The sequence below is a fragment of the Anaerocaecibacter muris genome, assembly GCF_943192945.1.
Taxonomy (GTDB): Bacteria; Bacillota; Clostridia; order Christensenellales; family Pumilibacteraceae; genus Anaerocaecibacter; species Anaerocaecibacter muris.
This window is the reverse complement of sequence record NZ_CALPCE010000003.1, coordinates 212,899-229,092: the sequence shown is the minus strand read 5'-3', so window position 1 is coordinate 229,092 and position 16,194 is coordinate 212,899. Positions and strand designations below refer to the sequence as shown.

Below are 16,194 nucleotides of genomic sequence, written 5' to 3'. Positions count from 1 at the left end.
CATGGGCAAGACGTTTATAATCGCCCGATCGAACATGCGCAAAGCCAAAGGGCAGACGGCGGCGTTAATAGCGCTTGTAATTATAGCGTCGTTTATGTTCAATCTATGGCTCATGCTGTCCATGGATTATAAAGCAAATTTCGACCGCTATCACGACAAGCTGAACGCCGAACACGTCACGGTTGTTTCGTATGGTTCGTCCGCTCCCGTCGAGGATTTCATGACGGAGCTACTCGACGGCGACAATCGCGTCGCGCAATACTGTTTGACGGATTGTATGTTCGCGGTAGGAACATTCCCGTATAACGGCGGAGTAATGAACGCGCAGTTTGTGTTCACCGAAAAAGCCGCGGCGTTGACCCGCCGCATAGGCAGGGCGGAAATAGTGGAAACGGGCGCCGCCGACAGCGGAGTATACATGCCTATGATTTATAAATCGGACGAAACAGCCGTCGGCAAAACGGTGGAAATTACGATAGGCAGTCGCACCGTCGAGTATGATGTTTGCGGATTTTTCAACAGCGTGATGATGGGGTCGCACAACTGCTCGCTCACGCAAATAATACTTACGGGCGACAAGTACGCCGAGCTTGAAGCGACGGGATACGCGTCGCCGTCCGCCTTGTGTTCGGTGCGGCTCAAAGACAAATCGATCAACCTCAATTACGAATCGGAACTAAAAGCGCGCATTGCCGAACGGTTTAACGACGCGCGCATGGCGAGCAACTGTTACGACATTGTTTCGCAGTCGCGGTACATCTCGCAAATGATATGTTCGGGCATAGTCAGCGCAATGGCGTTTTTCGTGCTGTTGATTGCGCTTGTCGTAATTGCGTCCAACATAGTCAATTATATACAGGTCAATATCAAAAACCTCGGCGCGCTCAAAGCCGCGGGCTATACGTCGCGGCAACTCGTTACTACGCTGCTCGCGCAGTTCCTTTTTATAACCGTCGTCGCGGCGCTTGCGGGTGCGGGACTGTCCTATTGCGTATTCCCCGCAGTCAACGCCATGATGATAGCGCAGACGGGCATACCTTACGCCGTTAAGTTTTTGCCGTTGCCGCTGTTGATTTCCGTCGCCATACTGTGCGGCGCGGTCGCGCTTGTCGTGTGGCTTGCGGCGCGCAAGATAAAGCGCATAGAACCGATAGCGGCGTTGCGGCAAGGCGTGCGCACGCACAACTTTAAGCGCAACCGCGTTCCGCTCGAATCGACGGTAGCGCCGCTAAACGGCGCGCTCGCGCTGAAAACCACGCTCGCGGGTATAAAACACAACGTCGTTGTTTGCATAACAATGCTTGTTTTGTCGTTGGTGGTCGTGTTTTCGGGACTGATGATCGAAAACGTGATTGTCGATCAAGAGCCTTTTATCAATCTTATAGTCGGCGAAACGTCGGACAGTTGTATCAATATTCGGTCGGAAATAGAGCGCGACTTTTTATCGACGATAAACGCGGACAAACGCGTGCAAAAAGCATACGTCTACAACTCCGTAAACGTCGCGCACGTCGGCGGCGCGGAGCTTATGGCTACGATGTGCGACGACTTTTCGCGTGTGAATAATTTAAACGTTGTTTACAAAGGTCGGTTTCCCAAGTACGACAACGAAATAGCAATCGCCGCCAAGTACGCCAAAGCAAACGATTTTGAAATAGGCGACATAATAGAAATAACGGCCGGCGGAAAAACGTACAAATATTTGATAAGCGGTTTTACGCAAATATCAAATAACCTCGGCAGGGATTGCCTATTGACGCGAAGCGGTTACGAGCGGTTGGGCACGCTTTCGGACATAAGTTATTACGTCAATCTTGCCGACGGCGTAGACATAGACGCGTTTAACATCGAATACAAAACCAAATTCGCGGGGTTTGTAAACGTCACAGTCAACATGCAGGCGACTATCGAGGGAACGGGCAGCGTTTACATTTCTTTGGTGACAATAATAGTCGTCGCGATCTTGATTTTGTCCGCGCTTATTATCGCGTTCGTTCTGTATCTGTTGACGCGCACGACGCTTAATAACAAAATGCGCGATTACGGAATACTCAAAGCGATAGGCTTTACCACCAAACAACTGATACTTCAAACGTCGCTGTCGTTTATGCCCGCGGTAGTACTCTCGACGGTGTTGGGGTTGGTGTTGAGCAGCGTTATAATCAATCCGCTCACCGCGCTGTTTTTAAGCGGGATAGGCATTGTCAAATGCACTTTCAATATTCCCATAGCGTTTAACGTCGCCGCAGGCTTCGGGCTTATAGCCGCGTCGTTCGCGCTCGCTTGCTTGATGTCGCTTCGCATACGAAAAATATCGCCCAAAAATATCCTCGCGGCGGACTGACCGCACGCGGAAAATAACAAAATGAATATTTTAAGCATATATGTGTATATTGCGCGCGGTTTTGTGTATTTGCGAAATCGCGCGCAAATTCGCTTGACGGAAAGCGCGACGCGGCGGTATAATAAATTATCTAATATGGTTAGGTAATTTTTATGGTAGACGAACAAAGAGCTATCGACTTTCTCGACAGATTTGTAGACGGTCAGCCCAAGCGGTTCTTCCGCGATCTGGACGACAGCGGCAAGGGGCTTTATGCGATATTGCGCATGCTTGCTTTGGCGGACGACGAAACGGTTGCGGGCGATATTGCCGTGGCGCTCGGCATGTCCACGCCGCGCGTTGCTTCGGCGTTGCGGACGCTCGAATCGCGCGGACTCATTGCGCGCATGCCGTCCGACCGCGACGCGCGCAGGACGGTCGTGCGCATAACAATGGGCGGGCGGGAAGCATTGCGCGCCAAGCAGGCGGAGCTTGCGAAACTCGTGGACTATCTCATGGAAAACGTCGGCGAAGCGGACATGTACGAATTTTTGCGCGTTTCCCGAAAGATAGGCGCGGCGCTCAACAAGATAGTCGAAAAGTCGGACGGCAAAGAGTAATGCCGAACGTCGTGCCGTAATTGCCGAAAGGAGGTTTAATGTTTAAACTGTTAAGATATATGAAGCCGCGCGACTGGTTGTTCGCCGCGCTGTGCGCGGGGTTTGTCGTCGCGCAGGTTTACTGCGACATGACTATGCCGGAATACACGCAGCGGCTTATGAAAGAGGTTGTGGGCGACAGTATGACTATGGGCGTGGTGTGGCGCAACGGCGGGTTTATGCTGTTGTATGCGTTCGGGAGCGCGGCGTGTTCGGTCGTGTGCGGATTTTTCGCCGCGCACACCGCCGCAAATTTTTCCAAGACTTTGCGAAAGGCAATGCTCGACAGGGTTACTTCGTTTTCCGCGGCGGAAATAAACAAGTTCGGGTCGTCCAGTCTTATAACGCGCACGACCAACGACGTGGTGCAAATGCAGACTTTTATCGCTGTCGGCTTGCAACTTCTGATAAAAGCGCCCGTGCTTGCGGTATGGGCTATATTAAAGGTATCGTCTACCGCCGTGGAGTGGACGGTAGCGACCGCAGTGGTCGTGGGCGTAATCGTCGTGACAGTGGGCATGCTTGTGGGCATTTGCTATCCCAAGTTCAAGCGCATACAAAAGCTGACCGACGCGCTCAACACCGCGACGCGCGAGAGCGTTACGGGCGTGCGCGTAGTGCGCGCGTTCAACGCAGAAGATTATCAGAGCGGCAAGTTTGAAACGGTCAACGACAAGGTCGCGTCCAACCAACTGTTTACGTCGCGGTGGTTGGGGCTTATGATGCCGATTATGACGATATGTCTTAACGGGCTTACGCTCGCGGTGTACTGGATAGGCGCGGCGCTCATAAACGACGCGGTCGGCATGGACAAAGTGGAAATGTTTGCCGATATGACCGTATTTACGCAGTACGCGATACAAGTGGTCATGGCGTTCATGCTTTTAATCATGATATTTATGATTCTGCCGCGCAGTCTTGTTTCGGGCAAGCGCATAAACGAAGTGCTTGTCATGCACCGTTCCGTGCGAAGCGGCGCGGTAAAAGAGGTAAAGCGCGCGGACGGCGTGCCCGTTATGGAGTTTAAAAACGTCGGGTTCGCATACGATCGCGGCGACGGCAGGGTCGTGTCCGACTTATCGTTTTCTGTCAATCGCGGCGAAACGGTCGCGTTTATCGGCGCGACGGGTTCGGGCAAAACGACGATAGTCAATCTTATGGAACGGTTCTACGACGCGACCGACGGCGAAGTGCTGTTCAACGGAGTAAACGTAAAGGATTACGACGAAGAAGTTTTGCGCGACAACATCGCGCTCGCGCCGCAACGCGCAGTGCTGTTTAAAGGCGATATAAAGGACAATGTCGCTTACGGCGCGGACGAGGCGGACGAAGCGCGCTTAACCGTCGCGCTCGAAACGGCGTGCGCCGCGGAGTTCGTCGCGGGACTGGACGACGGGATTAACGCGCCCGTCGCGCAGGACGGCGCAAACTTTTCGGGCGGGCAAAAACAGCGATTGTCCATTGCTCGCGCGGTGTACAAAAACGCCGAGCTTATGATATTCGACGACACGTTTTCCGCGCTCGACTACAAGACCGATATGCTGGTGCGCGGCAATATCAAAAAGCGGTTTGAAAACGCGACGATTGTCATAGTAGCGCAACGCATAGGCACAATTATGAACGCGGACAAAATAATCGTTTTGGACGACGGCAAGATTGCGGGCATGGGCAGGCACGAACAACTGTTGCAAACCTGTCCCGTGTACAAAGAGATCGCGCTGTCGCAACTGTCGAAGGAGGAATTGTAATATGCCCCCTATGATGAAAAAACACGACAAGGGCGCAAAGCGCGACAAAGCCGATTTCAAATCGTTCGGAAAACTGCTCGCGTACTGCAAAGGGTATTTGCCCGCCATAATCTCGGCGATACTGCTCGCCGTGGGCGGCGCGGTGTGCACGATTATCGGTCCCGACAGAATATCCGACTTGACAAACACGATCAAGGACGGCTTGATGTTGGGCATAGACATGCGCGCGGTGCTCGACATTTGCGTAGGGCTTGTAATAATTTACGGCGTGGGCGCGATACTGTCTTACGGTCAGCAGTTTATAATGGCGACCGTGACGCAACGCGCGACCAAGCGACTGCGTAGCGACATAAACGGCAAAATAAACAAGTTGCCGCTTAATTACTTCGACACTACGACGACGGGCGACATATTGAGTCGCATGACAAACGACATCGATACGATTTCGCAGACGTTGAGCCAGAGCACGGCAAACCTTGTATCGGCTATTGCGCTGTTTATCGGCGCGGTGGTAATGATGTTTAAGACCAACGCGGTGCTCGCGCTCACCACGATAGGCGCGTCGCTTTTGGGCTTTGTGTTTATGGCGATTATTCTTAAAATTTCGCAAAAGCACTTCGACAAAAAACAGGAACAGTTGGGCGAGCTCGACGGTCAAATCGAGGAAGTATTTACGCAACACACCACGGTCAAAGCGTACAACGCAAAACATTCCGTAAGACGTAAGTTTGCCAAAGTAAACGGCGCGCTTGCGATAAGCGATTGGAAGTCGCAGTTTTTGTCGGGCATGATGCAACCTATAATGATGTTTGTCGGCAACCTGTCGTACCTGCTTATATTCGTCGTGGGCATTTCCATGATAATAAACGGAAGCAAGGCGGTGGATATAGGCACGCTCATGGCGTTTGTAATTTACGCGCGACTGTTCTCTCAACCGCTCGGCACAATGGCGCAGGCAATGACGTCTATACAGCAAGCGTCCGCCGCGAGTCGCCGAGTGTTCGGCATGCTCGAAAGCGAGGAAATGTCGGACGAGAGCAAAAAGACGGCGCACATAGACAACCCGCGAGGCGACGTCACGTTCGACAGCATCAGGTTCGGATATTTGCCCGATAAGGAGATTATCCACGGTTTTTCGGCAGAACTCAAAAAGGGGCAAAAGGTGGCGATAGTCGGTCCGACGGGCGCAGGCAAAACGACGATAGTCAATCTGTTAATGCGCTTTTACGAGCTTAACGCGGGCGACATCAGGATTGACGGCACGTCGATAAAGGACATGAAGCGCGAGCGCGTCCACGACCTGTTCGATATGATATTGCAAAATACTTGGCTGTTCGAGGGCACTATTCGCGAGAACCTTGTGTACAACAAACAGGGCGTGACCGACGAACGGCTGAACGAGGTGTGCGCCGCGGTGGGGTTGTCGCACTATATAGCATGTCTGCCCGACGGGTACGATACTGTAATAAGCGAAAGTTCGCAAATTTCGGAAGGGCAAAAGCAACAGCTCACTATCGCGCGCGCAATGATAAAAGACTCGCCGCTACTCATACTCGACGAGGCGACAAGCAACGTCGATACGCGCACCGAGTTGGCTATACAAAACGCAATGGATAAACTGACCGAAGGCAGAACGTCGTTCGTAATAGCGCACAGACTGTCTACCATTAAAAACGCAGACGTAATAATGGTGCTTAAAGACGGCGATATTATAGAACAGGGCAACCACGAACAGTTATTGCAGAAGAAAGGTTTTTACGCCGAGCTGTACAACGCGCAGTTCGCAGGCGCAACCGATTGATAGAGATTATATGTAAAAGCAAAACCCTCGCGCAACCAAGCATGAGCGCGGGGGTTTTGTTGATTGATTTATGAAATCGAACAATCGGTCACGACTTTTATGACTGTGCAATAACGGTTAGACTCTTGTCGGTCGGTTGCGGGTCAACCGCTTGACAAACCGCGCGAAAAAAAGTATTATGTATATACGTCAATCAATTATATATCGGCAGGGGAAACTAAATGGTAAAAAATAACGCAAAAAAAAGTGTGTCGGCGATTGCTGTTTTGCTCGTCGGCGTTTTGGCGTTGTGCATGTTTTTGACCGCGTGCGGAAAAGCCGCGCAACCTACGCCCGAACCGACGAGTTATACAGTCGTGTTCGACGTAAACGGCGGCACGCCCGTCGAGCAACAGACGGTGACAAGCGGGCAAAATATAACGCGCCCGCCCGACCCGACAAAAATGGGCTTGACCTTTGGCGGTTGGTACGCCGACGAAGCGTATAAGACGGCGTGGAATTTCGATACCGACGTCGTCAAAGGCGAAACCGTTTTGTACGCCAAATGGATAAAACCCGACGGCAGTACGGAGGAGAGCGACGGGAAAGTTGCGGTTGTGTTCGTAACGGACGGCGGTACCGCAGTGCCGTCGCAGTCCGTGCCGAAAGGCGGGAAGATAACCGAGCCGCCCGCGCCGAGCATGGCGGGCAAAGCGTTCGACGGCTGGTACACGGATAGGACGTATCGCACCGCGTGGAATTTCGATACGGACGTCGTAACCAAAGCGACCGTGCTTTATGCCAAGTGGCGGGACGTCGGCGGCGGCGAAGTCGGCGGCAACGACGTTGTCACGGTAACTTTTAACGTCGGACTGGACGCGCGCAAAGGCGGGCTGTCCAACCCTCCCGCGCAACGCGTCAAGAGCGGCGGCACGATTGTCGCGCCGACGATTTCGCGCGACGGGTACGAGCTTGCGGGCTGGTATGTCGAGGACGGCGATACCGCGTGGCGGTTCGCGTCGGATAAAGTTTACGGCAATACCACGCTTTATGCGCGGTGGAAGCAGGGCTCGGGCGGATCGAGCGATCGCGTAGATTACACGCCGTCCGTCAGCGCGGATAACACACTGTACATACATTATCTTCGTCCCGCGGGCGATTACGAAAATTATTATATGTACGTGTGGGGCAACGGACAAAATGCGGAATACGGCGATATAGTTGTTACGGACGAAAGCGGCGCGGTGTTCGCCGTGGATTTGACGGACGCGCCGTGCGTGGGATTGAACGAAATAAACTTTATAGTTACGCGCCCCGGCTGGGAAAAGGACGGCGGCGACAATTCGGTCAAGCTCGCCGACGCCATGCGCGTGGGCGGGAGCTATCATTGGTTTATCAAGCAGGGCAACACATCGGACGGCAAGAACTATCTGTCCGACGGGTCGTTGTCCGGCGGCGGCGTGACCGAGCCGTTGCGCGAGAACATAAGCGACGTTGTGCGCAGTGAGGCGGCAAGCCTGCCCGTCGCCGCAACCGCGACCGAATACGACGAAACGGGCGTAGGGTATCAGATATTCGTCGCGTCGTTCTGCGACAGCGACGGCGACGGCGTGGGCGATATTCGCGGCATAATCCAAAAACTGGATTACCTCGACGATCTCAACGTGGACGTTTTGTGGCTGACGCCCGTGCAGAGCAGTAATTCCTATCACGGTTACGACTGTTACGACTATTACTGTATCGACGGCAAGTTCGGCACAAACGCCGACTATCGCGAGCTTGTGTACAAAGCGCACCAAAAAGGAATAAAGGTCATTATGGACTTGGTCGTCAACCACACTTCGCCCAATAACGAGTGGTTTATCAAGTCCAAAGCGGGTGTTGTGGAAACGGTTACGTATCAGGACGGCACCACCGCCGAAGTGCATTACCGCGATTTTTACAGATGGAGCAGGACGGGCGGCACACGCAAATATTCGTCGGGCGACGGCTGGTATTTTTATTCGTCGTTCGGCAGTAACATGCCCGAACTCAATTACGACTGTCAAGCGGTTCGCAACGCCATGGCGGACGTCGCGGCGTACTGGATGAACTTCGGGCTGGACGGCTTCCGCATGGACGCAATCAAGCACGTGTTTATGTCCGACGAAAGCGAGAACGCGTCGACCGACAGAATAGCGGGCGACAGCGGTTGGCAGTACAACCTCGATAAAAACGTCGAGTTCTTTAAGGAGTTCAACGGCAAACTCAAATCCAAATATCCGCATTGCTTTTTGCTCGGCGAACAGCTTGACGGCAATGCCGACAACGTCGCGCCATTCTATGCGGGCATGGACTCGCTGTTCGATTTCAGTATGCACTACTCTCTGCCCGACAGAATTAAATCGGGCAATGCGAGCGCGGTGGCAAACTCCGCAAACGCAAACGCGCAAAAGTACGCGTCCTTCCGCAAGGACAGAGCAATCAATTCCAATATAAGTTCCAACCACGACATTCCGCGGCTGTCGTCGTACTTTACAAACCAAGACCAGATAAAACTGTACTTTGCCGTCACTATGACAATGCAGGGGTTGAGCTGGATATATTACGGCGACGAGATCGGGCTGATGGGAAAAGCGGGCAACGATAAAAACTATCGTCAGTCTATGAAGTGGACGCGCGACTGGGAAAACGGTTGCAGTAACGTTATTTCGGGCAAGGAGCTAAACGCCGCGACGGTGAGCGTTGCGGAGCAGTCCGACGACCAAAACTCGCTGCTAAACTACTTAAAGAGCTTGACGGCGTTGCGCAACGAATACCCGTGCTTGATAAACGGCGACGCGACGTGCTCGACGAGCGACGGCATGCTCAAAATAACCGTGACCGACGGAACGCAGTCGTTGACCGTATATCACAACTTCACGACCGAAAGCAAACGCGTCAGCGGTAACGCCGTTTTCGGCAATGCGAGTAATATCGCGCCTTACGGCACGGCAGTGATTAAGAATTAAAAATAATAAAGAAAAATAAATCGAGGCTTGCGATAATCGCAAGCCTTTGTTTATATAGAAAAGAAACGCTTATCGCAAAGAGGAAAAGCAAAACAAAAAACAATGCGGCTGACGCCTTGATTTCTCCGCTGCGCGCGTCCTTACACGCTTCGGTCGAAATGATGGGGGGAAGGCACGAACGCGTCTTTAATGATCGATTGAAATGATGGGAATAAGGGCACGCAACTATCGCGGAAAGAAAATTAACAGTGATCCGCTTTTTACGGACACAACGCCCGCTTTGTCGCCTGTCGCGTTGGAAACGCCTATCGGATATTCGGGGGTAAGCTCGGCGTTGGTAAGCGAATATTGAAGGTTTTCCAAATTCACGCCCGAGGCGACGCCGCCGTATGCGAAAACGGACACCGTGCCGCGCGCCTGTTTGGGCACGGCGAACTTGCCGTCGGTTATAACCGTCGCAATGGCGTCGCGATCCACAAGATAGCCTTGCGCGCCGAACGCGTTTAAATAGGCGAGCGCGCCGAAGTTGGCGACGGTGTGGTCGAGCCTGTCGCCGCCCGTGCCGCCGTAAATGACAAACGTTTTGTATCCGCGGCGCAGTCCGAGCTTGACCGCGGCGAGCATGTCAGTGTCGTCCTTGTCGCGGTTTAGTTTTATCACGTGCGCGGCGGTGTTTTCGGGCGCGTCGCTCGAATCGAAATCGCCGATAATAACGTCGGGGTTAAGTCCCGCCGCAACCGCCGCGCTATATCCGCCGTCGGCGGCGATGATTAGGTCGGTCTTGCCGAACTTTTTGCGCGGCGCAAACACGTCGCCCGCGCCGAAAATCACGCACAGTTTTTCCATACGCGCATTATATCACAAATGCGCGGCTAAATCAAGCGGCGAAAACCGCGATAAACCGCACCGCGCGGCGCGGTTAAAAAGATTGCAATTCGTTGCGAATATGTGATATAATAATTGCGGTTACATTATATATGAAAAACCAAAGACAACGCCGCGGCATCAGCGGCGCGAGGGATCGTATTAAAATTCGGGAACGGAGGGTTAGTTTATGGATAACGGAATTGCTAAAAACGTGCTAAACGCCGCGCTTGCGACGGGCGCGGACTTTGCGGAACTGTACGTGCAGAACAAGACGGCGCGCACGGTCGAGCTAAACTATAAGCGCGTGGACAACGTGTCGTCGCGGCTCATTTACGGCGCGGGCGTAAGGTTGATGCGCGGACTGCGGCAGGTTTACGGCTACACGTCGGATTTATCGGAGCGGTCGCTTACCGATCTTGCCAAAAAGCTCGCGGCGTCGTTTGACGGCGAGCGCGTTATTAAAGTAACCGAGTTCGAGGAACGGACGGGTAACGGCATGCACGCGCCCGAACAAGAGCACGGCGCAATGACGACGGCGCAAAAAATTGAATACTTAAAGCGCGGCGAAACGGCTATGTACGAAACTTCGCCGCTCATAGTCAACGCGCGGTGCGTGGCTATTGAAACGGACGAATACGTGCAAATTTATACCGCTACGCAAAACACGTGTCGGGTCGTTGACGACAGGCGCGTGCGCACTCGCGTAATGGCAATGGCGGTCGCGTCCGAGAACGGCGAGTTCCAAACGGGCACGTTCTCCCCGGGACTTACAAAGGGCGCGGAATTTTATACGCAGACCGATTTTGTCGCGGGCGCGAAGGAGGCGGCGGAGGACGCGGTGGCGTTGCTGTCCGCGCCGGACTGCCCGTCGGGAAACATGCCCGTAATTATCGGCAATCGGTTCGGCGGCGTGCTGTTCCACGAGGCGTGCGGGCACCCGCTCGAAGGCACGGCAATTTCGCATAATTCTTCGCCGTTTGCGGGCAAGCTCGGACAAAAAGTCGCGTCCGACGTCGTCACTGCGATAGACGACGGCACTGTCGAGCACGGCTGGGGCAGCGCGTGCTTCGACGACGAGGGCGAGCCGTGCACGCGTAACGTGCTTATAGAAAACGGCGTGCTAAAATCGTATATGGTCGATACGTTCGACGGGCGGCGCATGAACGCGCAACCGACGGGCGCGTGCCGTCGCGAATCGTACAAATATCTGCCTACTACGCGCATGACCAATACGTACATAGCGGCGGGCGAAAGCACCCCCGAGGAAATTATAAAAGCAACCGAGTACGGCTTGTACTGCGTGGCGTTCAACGGCGGGTCGGTCAACCACACAACAGACAAGTTCAACTTTACTTCGTCCAAGACGTATATCGTCAAAAACGGCAAGCTCGACACGCTTGTAAAAGCGGCGTGCCTTGTCGGGTACGGTTACGACGTGCTGACCAAAATCGACATGGTCGGCAACGACGCGGAACTCGCCGCGGGCATGTGCGGTGCGGCATCCGGTTCGGTCGCGGCGGCTGTCGGGCAACCGACGTTGCGTGTCAGAGAAATGACCGTCGGCGGCAAATCATAATGCGTTTCGCGGACGCTTGCGTCGTGCCCGTTCACCGCATTAAACTGTGAATGTTAGCGGTATTCTGTTTAGAATAACGAAGCAAGCATTTTACCGCTTATAATTTTATTCGATCTAAAAAGGAGATAACGAAAATGTTGAATATAGATAAACTTTTCAAAGCCGCAAAAGCGGCGGGAATAGACGTATTCGAGGCTCGGATAGGCGCGCAAAGCAAGCTGTCTGTCGCCGTGTTCGATAGCGAACTGGAAAACTACACGGTCGCCGACGACGGGACGTTCAAGGTGCGCGGACTTGTCGGCGGCAAGTGCGGCGTGTTCACGTCCGACCGCGCCGACGACGAGGTTATAGATATAGCGATCGCCTCGCTCAAAGAATCGGCGGAGTACGGCAATCCGGTCGATCCCGAGTTCTTTGTGGACGGGTCGAAGTACAAGTACGATAAAGTAGATACGTTCCGCGCGGGCTTGGCGCAAGTACCTGCGGAGCGGTTTATAGCGACGGCAAAGAATATCGCGGCGAGCGCGCTTGCCGCAGATAAGCGCATAGAGCATGTAAACGTTACGCTCGAATATTCGGACATGACGCAACGCCTTATAAACAGCAAAGGTTTGGACGTCACGGGTCGAGCTAACTTCGCGCTTATTTTCGCCGAGGTCAAGGCGACCGACGGCAAAGAGGTGCAAAGCGGGTCGCACTATAAAATAATATCCGACCTCGACGCGTTCGACGCGGACGGGTTTGTAAAAACGCTTGCCGACGACGCAATAAAGCAGTTCGGCGGCGGCACGGTCGATACCGGCAAATACGACGTTGTGTATTCGCCCGACTGCACGGCGACGCTTGTACAGGCGTTGTGCGCGGGATTTTCGGCGTTCGACGCGGAACAGCACATGTCGCTGTTAGAGGGCAAAATGGGCGAGCAGGTGTTTTCGCCTTTGTTCTGCGTCGAGCAAACGCCCATAGGCGGCGACGTGTTTTGCTCTGCGTTCGACGACGAGGGCGTGCCTTGCAAAAATATGCCGCTAATCGACAAGGGCGTGCCGACGGGATATGTGTACGATCTCGAAACGGCGAAGCGCGCGGGCGTTGAGTCCACCGGCAACGGCAAACTTGTCGGCGGGAATATTCGCCCGTCGATCGGTTACATAACGGTCAAAAACGGAAACATGACGCAAGCCGAGGTCTTTGCGGCGGTGCGCGACGGCTTGTATATTACCGAGCTTAACGGCGTACATTCGGGGCTTGACGGACAGTCGGGCAATTACTCGTTGCAAGCGAGCGGGTTTGTAATCAAAAACGGCAAGCTCGACCGCCCTGCGTCGCTCATAACGGTCGCGGGCAACATAATGACCGATTTTGCCAACGTCAAGGCGGTGGGCAACGACGAAAAACTGACGTACTTCGCCGTCAAAGCCCCGTCGGTGGCAATCGGCGGCATTTCGGTTTCGGGCGTCAAGCAAGAGGCGTAATAGACTGTGATTAAAGCGATTGCAATGATAGCCGACGGCACGGAGGAAGTCGAGTGCCTGGGCGTAGTGGACATACTGCGGCGCGCGGGCGTGCAAACCTCGCTTGTCGCGGTCGGCGGCAAAACCATAGTAAGCTCGCACGGCGTGACCATTACCGCGGACAAAACGGTTGACGAAGTCGATTTCGGCGACGCCGATCTTATTTTCGTCGCGGGCGGATTGCCGGGCACGCGCAACCTTGCCGTATGCAAACCTCTTATAAACGGAATAAAGCAAGCGCTTTCTGACGGTCGGCGCGTCGCGGCGATATGCGCTGCGCCTGCGTTGGTGTTGGGCGCGAACGGGTTTTTAAAAGGCAAAAAAGCGACTTGCTATCCGGGCTTCGAGGATAATATGACAGGCGCGCAAATACAATCCTCCGCGCGCGTTGTAACCGACGGAAACGTGACGACGGCGCGCGGCTTGGGCTGTACTATCGAGCTCGGTTTGGAGCTTGTCCGCCTGTTGATAGGCGACGGTCAAGCCGACGAAATCAGGGATAAAATTCAGTTTTGACCATAAAAGCAAAAACGACGTTGCGGCAGGGCGAAAAAGCCTTGCCGTTTTTTGTCGCGGGTTTGTAATTTGCGCCGTGACGGATAAAACGTTCGCGATATATTCCACCCCGAAACTGCGGGTTTGTGTCAAATAGACGTGTTTTTGAGCGTTTGACGGCATGTTGTTAAAAATATTTATCCTAAACCGACTGAAATTTCGGTTAAAACGCTTTGTTTTTGTCAAGGTTTATGGTATAATGTTATCGAATCGTCAAAACGGATTCACGGAGGGCTTTTTATGGCGAGAAAGACGGATAGCGGCAATTACACCGCAAGTTCTATACAGGTACTCGAAGGGTTAGAACCTGTACGCAAGCGTCCCGGTATGTATATCGGTTCGACGGACGAGCACGGACTTCACCATCTTATTACGGAGGTTGTAGACAACTCCGTTGACGAGGCGTTGGCGGGTTATTGCGATAAGATCGTCGTGGAAATCACGCGCGACGGCGCGGTAGCCGTTACCGATAACGGCAGAGGCATACCCGTGGATATTCACCCCAAAGAGAAGGTGTCTACCGTTCAGGTCGTTCTCACCAAACTTCACGCCGGCGGTAAGTTCGGCGGCGGCGGATACAAAGTGTCGGGCGGTTTGCACGGCGTGGGCGTATCGTGCGTAAACGCGCTGTCGGAATGGCTGGACGTGGAAGTTTACAAGGACGGCAAGATCTACCGTCAGCGGTACAACCGCGGCGTGCCAATGAAGCCGCTTGCCGAGGCGGGCAGGACGGACAAGACGGGCACGAAAATTACGTTCTTCCCCGACGACGAAATTTTTGAAACAATCGACTTCCAGTACGACTCGGTGCGCACGCGGTTGCGCGAGGTCGCGTACCTTAACAAGGGTTTGGAAATCGAGTTGACGGACAACCGCAAGGGCAGGGAGGCGCGCGACGTTTTCCGCTTTGACGGCGGTATCAAGGACTTTGTAGAATATCTTAACCGCAACAAGCAGACGATGTTCTCCGAAGTAATTTACGGCGAAAAGATATTTAAGGACAGCGAGGTCGAGTACGCCATACAGTACAACGACGGGTACAGCGAACTCATTTACACCTACGCCAACAACATAAACACCGAGGAGGGCGGCACGCACCTTGTCGGGTTTAAAAACGCGCTCACAAAAGTCATCAACGACTATGCGCACAAACAAAACCTTATAAAAGACGACGAAAAACTTGCGGGCGAGGACGTGCGCGAGGGTATAACGGCGGTCGTGTCGGTCAAGCTAACCGACCCGCAGTTCGAGGGACAGACCAAAACCAAGCTGGGCAATTCGAGCATGCGTTTGCAGGTGGAAAAGGCGGTGACCGACGCGCTCGGCACGTACCTCGAAGAAAATCCCAAGGAAGCCAGAGAGCTTGTCGTAAAAACAATTACCGCCCAGCGCGCACGCGACGCGGCACGCAACGCGCGCGAACTCACGCGCAGAAAGGGCGTGTTTGAAACGGCGTCGCTCCCCGGCAAGCTGTCGGACTGCACCAACCACGACCCGTCCGTGTGCGAAATATTTATCGTCGAGGGCGACAGCGCGGGCGGCACGGCAAAACAGGGGCGCGATCGCAGATTCCAAGCGATACTCCCGTTGCGCGGTAAAATTCTCAACGTCGAAAAAGCGCGGCTTAACCACGTTCTGGAAAACGCGGAAATCAAAGCCATGATTACGGCGTTCGGTTGCGGCATAGGCGACGAGTTCGACGAGAGTAAACTGCGCTACGACAAGATAATATGTATGACCGACGCGGACGTTGACGGCAGTCATATTCGTATACTTCTGTTGACGTTCTTCTTCCGCTTTATGCGCCCGCTTATCGAGCGCGGGCATGTTTACGCCGCGCTCCCGCCGCTGTACAAAGTGGCAAAGGGCAAAAAGGAAATGTATTGCTATGACGAAAAGGAGCGCGACGAAGCGCTCGATCAACTCGGTCGCAAGGGTTGCGAACTGCAACGCTACAAAGGTTTGGGCGAAATGAACGCCGAGCAGTTGTGGCTTACTACCATGAGCCCCGAGCACAGAACGCTCAAACGCATAACCATGGAGGACGCGTTCGAGGCGGACGAAATATTCAGCGTGCTCATGGGCGACATGCCGGAGCTTCGCCGTCAGTTTATCGAGCAAAACGCCAAGCTCGTCACCGAACTCGATATATAATTGCGTTCATACGGATTACACGGAGCAATAA

Annotated in this window: 10 protein-coding genes; 9 read left to right on the top strand and 1 reads right to left on the bottom strand. The window is 53.8% G+C overall.

Going from position 1 to position 16,194, the window contains the following annotated elements; translation table 11 throughout:
* The first annotated feature begins 1 nt into the window (after position 1).
* The 5 genes from NFR57_RS04110 to NFR57_RS04090 all read left to right on the top strand — a co-directional run bounded on the left by NFR57_RS04110 (position 2) and on the right by NFR57_RS04090 (position 9,500).
* Positions 2-2,344, top strand: coding sequence for an ABC transporter permease (locus NFR57_RS04110; RefSeq protein WP_251182566.1), 2,343 nt, complete (start codon positions 2-4; stop codon positions 2,342-2,344).
* Between the two features lie 152 nt (positions 2,345-2,496).
* On the top strand, positions 2,497-2,943 hold the full coding sequence (locus NFR57_RS04105; protein WP_251182565.1) for a MarR family winged helix-turn-helix transcriptional regulator: 447 nt from the start codon (positions 2,497-2,499) through the stop codon (positions 2,941-2,943).
* A 38-nt stretch (positions 2,944-2,981) separates the two neighbouring features.
* Positions 2,982-4,730, top strand: coding sequence for an ABC transporter ATP-binding protein (locus NFR57_RS04100; protein WP_251182564.1), 1,749 nt, complete (start codon positions 2,982-2,984; stop codon positions 4,728-4,730).
* Between the two features lies 1 nt (position 4,731).
* Positions 4,732-6,531 carry an ABC transporter ATP-binding protein gene (locus tag NFR57_RS04095; protein WP_251182563.1) on the top strand — a complete coding sequence of 600 codons (1,800 nt, stop codon included), beginning with the start codon at positions 4,732-4,734 and terminating at the stop codon, positions 6,529-6,531.
* A gap of 221 nt (positions 6,532-6,752) precedes the next feature.
* A complete protein-coding gene (locus tag NFR57_RS04090; RefSeq protein WP_251182562.1) occupies positions 6,753-9,500 on the top strand; it encodes an alpha-amylase family glycosyl hydrolase in 2,748 nt (915 codons plus the stop codon).
* Positions 9,501-9,725: 225 nt separating this feature from the next.
* Here the strand turns inward: NFR57_RS04090 and NFR57_RS04085 are convergent, their stop codons facing one another.
* Positions 9,726-10,346: a thiamine diphosphokinase gene (locus NFR57_RS04085; RefSeq protein ID WP_251182561.1), complete on the bottom strand. Its 621-nt coding sequence runs from the start codon at positions 10,344-10,346 to the stop codon at positions 9,726-9,728.
* Between the two features lie 208 nt (positions 10,347-10,554).
* Here NFR57_RS04085 and NFR57_RS04080 point away from each other — a divergent pair, with 208 nt between their 5' ends.
* From NFR57_RS04080 to gyrB, 4 genes are all read left to right on the top strand, one after another.
* Positions 10,555-11,943 (top strand): TldD/PmbA family protein, encoded by a 1,389-nt coding sequence (locus tag NFR57_RS04080; protein ID WP_251182560.1) that lies wholly within the window; start codon positions 10,555-10,557, stop codon positions 11,941-11,943.
* A gap of 134 nt (positions 11,944-12,077) precedes the next feature.
* Positions 12,078-13,415, top strand: a complete 1,338-nt coding sequence (locus NFR57_RS04075; RefSeq protein WP_251182559.1) for a TldD/PmbA family protein — start codon at positions 12,078-12,080, stop codon at positions 13,413-13,415.
* Positions 13,416-13,421: 6 nt separating this feature from the next.
* A complete protein-coding gene (locus NFR57_RS04070) occupies positions 13,422-13,970 on the top strand; it encodes a DJ-1 family glyoxalase III (RefSeq protein ID WP_251182558.1) in 549 nt (182 codons plus the stop codon).
* A gap of 279 nt (positions 13,971-14,249) precedes the next feature.
* Positions 14,250-16,163: a DNA topoisomerase (ATP-hydrolyzing) subunit B gene (gene gyrB, locus NFR57_RS04065; protein ID WP_251182557.1), complete on the top strand. Its 1,914-nt coding sequence runs from the start codon at positions 14,250-14,252 to the stop codon at positions 16,161-16,163.
* Positions 16,164-16,194: the final 31 nt, after the last annotated feature.

Bases quoted from the DNA above. Each gene is read 5' to 3' on its own strand.
- NFR57_RS04110 (WP_251182566.1), top strand. From the start codon at position 2: ATGGGCAAGACGTTTATAATCGCCCGATCGAACATGCGCAAAGCCAAA.
- NFR57_RS04105 (WP_251182565.1), top strand. From the start codon at position 2,497: ATGGTAGACGAACAAAGAGCTATCGACTTTCTCGACAGATTTGTAGAC.
- NFR57_RS04100 (WP_251182564.1), top strand. From the start codon at position 2,982: ATGTTTAAACTGTTAAGATATATGAAGCCGCGCGACTGGTTGTTCGCC.
- NFR57_RS04095 (WP_251182563.1), top strand. From the start codon at position 4,732: ATGCCCCCTATGATGAAAAAACACGACAAGGGCGCAAAGCGCGACAAA.
- NFR57_RS04090 (WP_251182562.1), top strand. From the start codon at position 6,753: ATGGTAAAAAATAACGCAAAAAAAAGTGTGTCGGCGATTGCTGTTTTG.
- NFR57_RS04085 (WP_251182561.1), bottom strand. From the start codon at position 10,346: ATGGAAAAACTGTGCGTGATTTTCGGCGCGGGCGACGTGTTTGCGCCG.
- NFR57_RS04080 (WP_251182560.1), top strand. From the start codon at position 10,555: ATGGATAACGGAATTGCTAAAAACGTGCTAAACGCCGCGCTTGCGACG.
- NFR57_RS04075 (WP_251182559.1), top strand. From the start codon at position 12,078: ATGTTGAATATAGATAAACTTTTCAAAGCCGCAAAAGCGGCGGGAATA.
- gyrB (WP_251182557.1), top strand. From the start codon at position 14,250: ATGGCGAGAAAGACGGATAGCGGCAATTACACCGCAAGTTCTATACAG.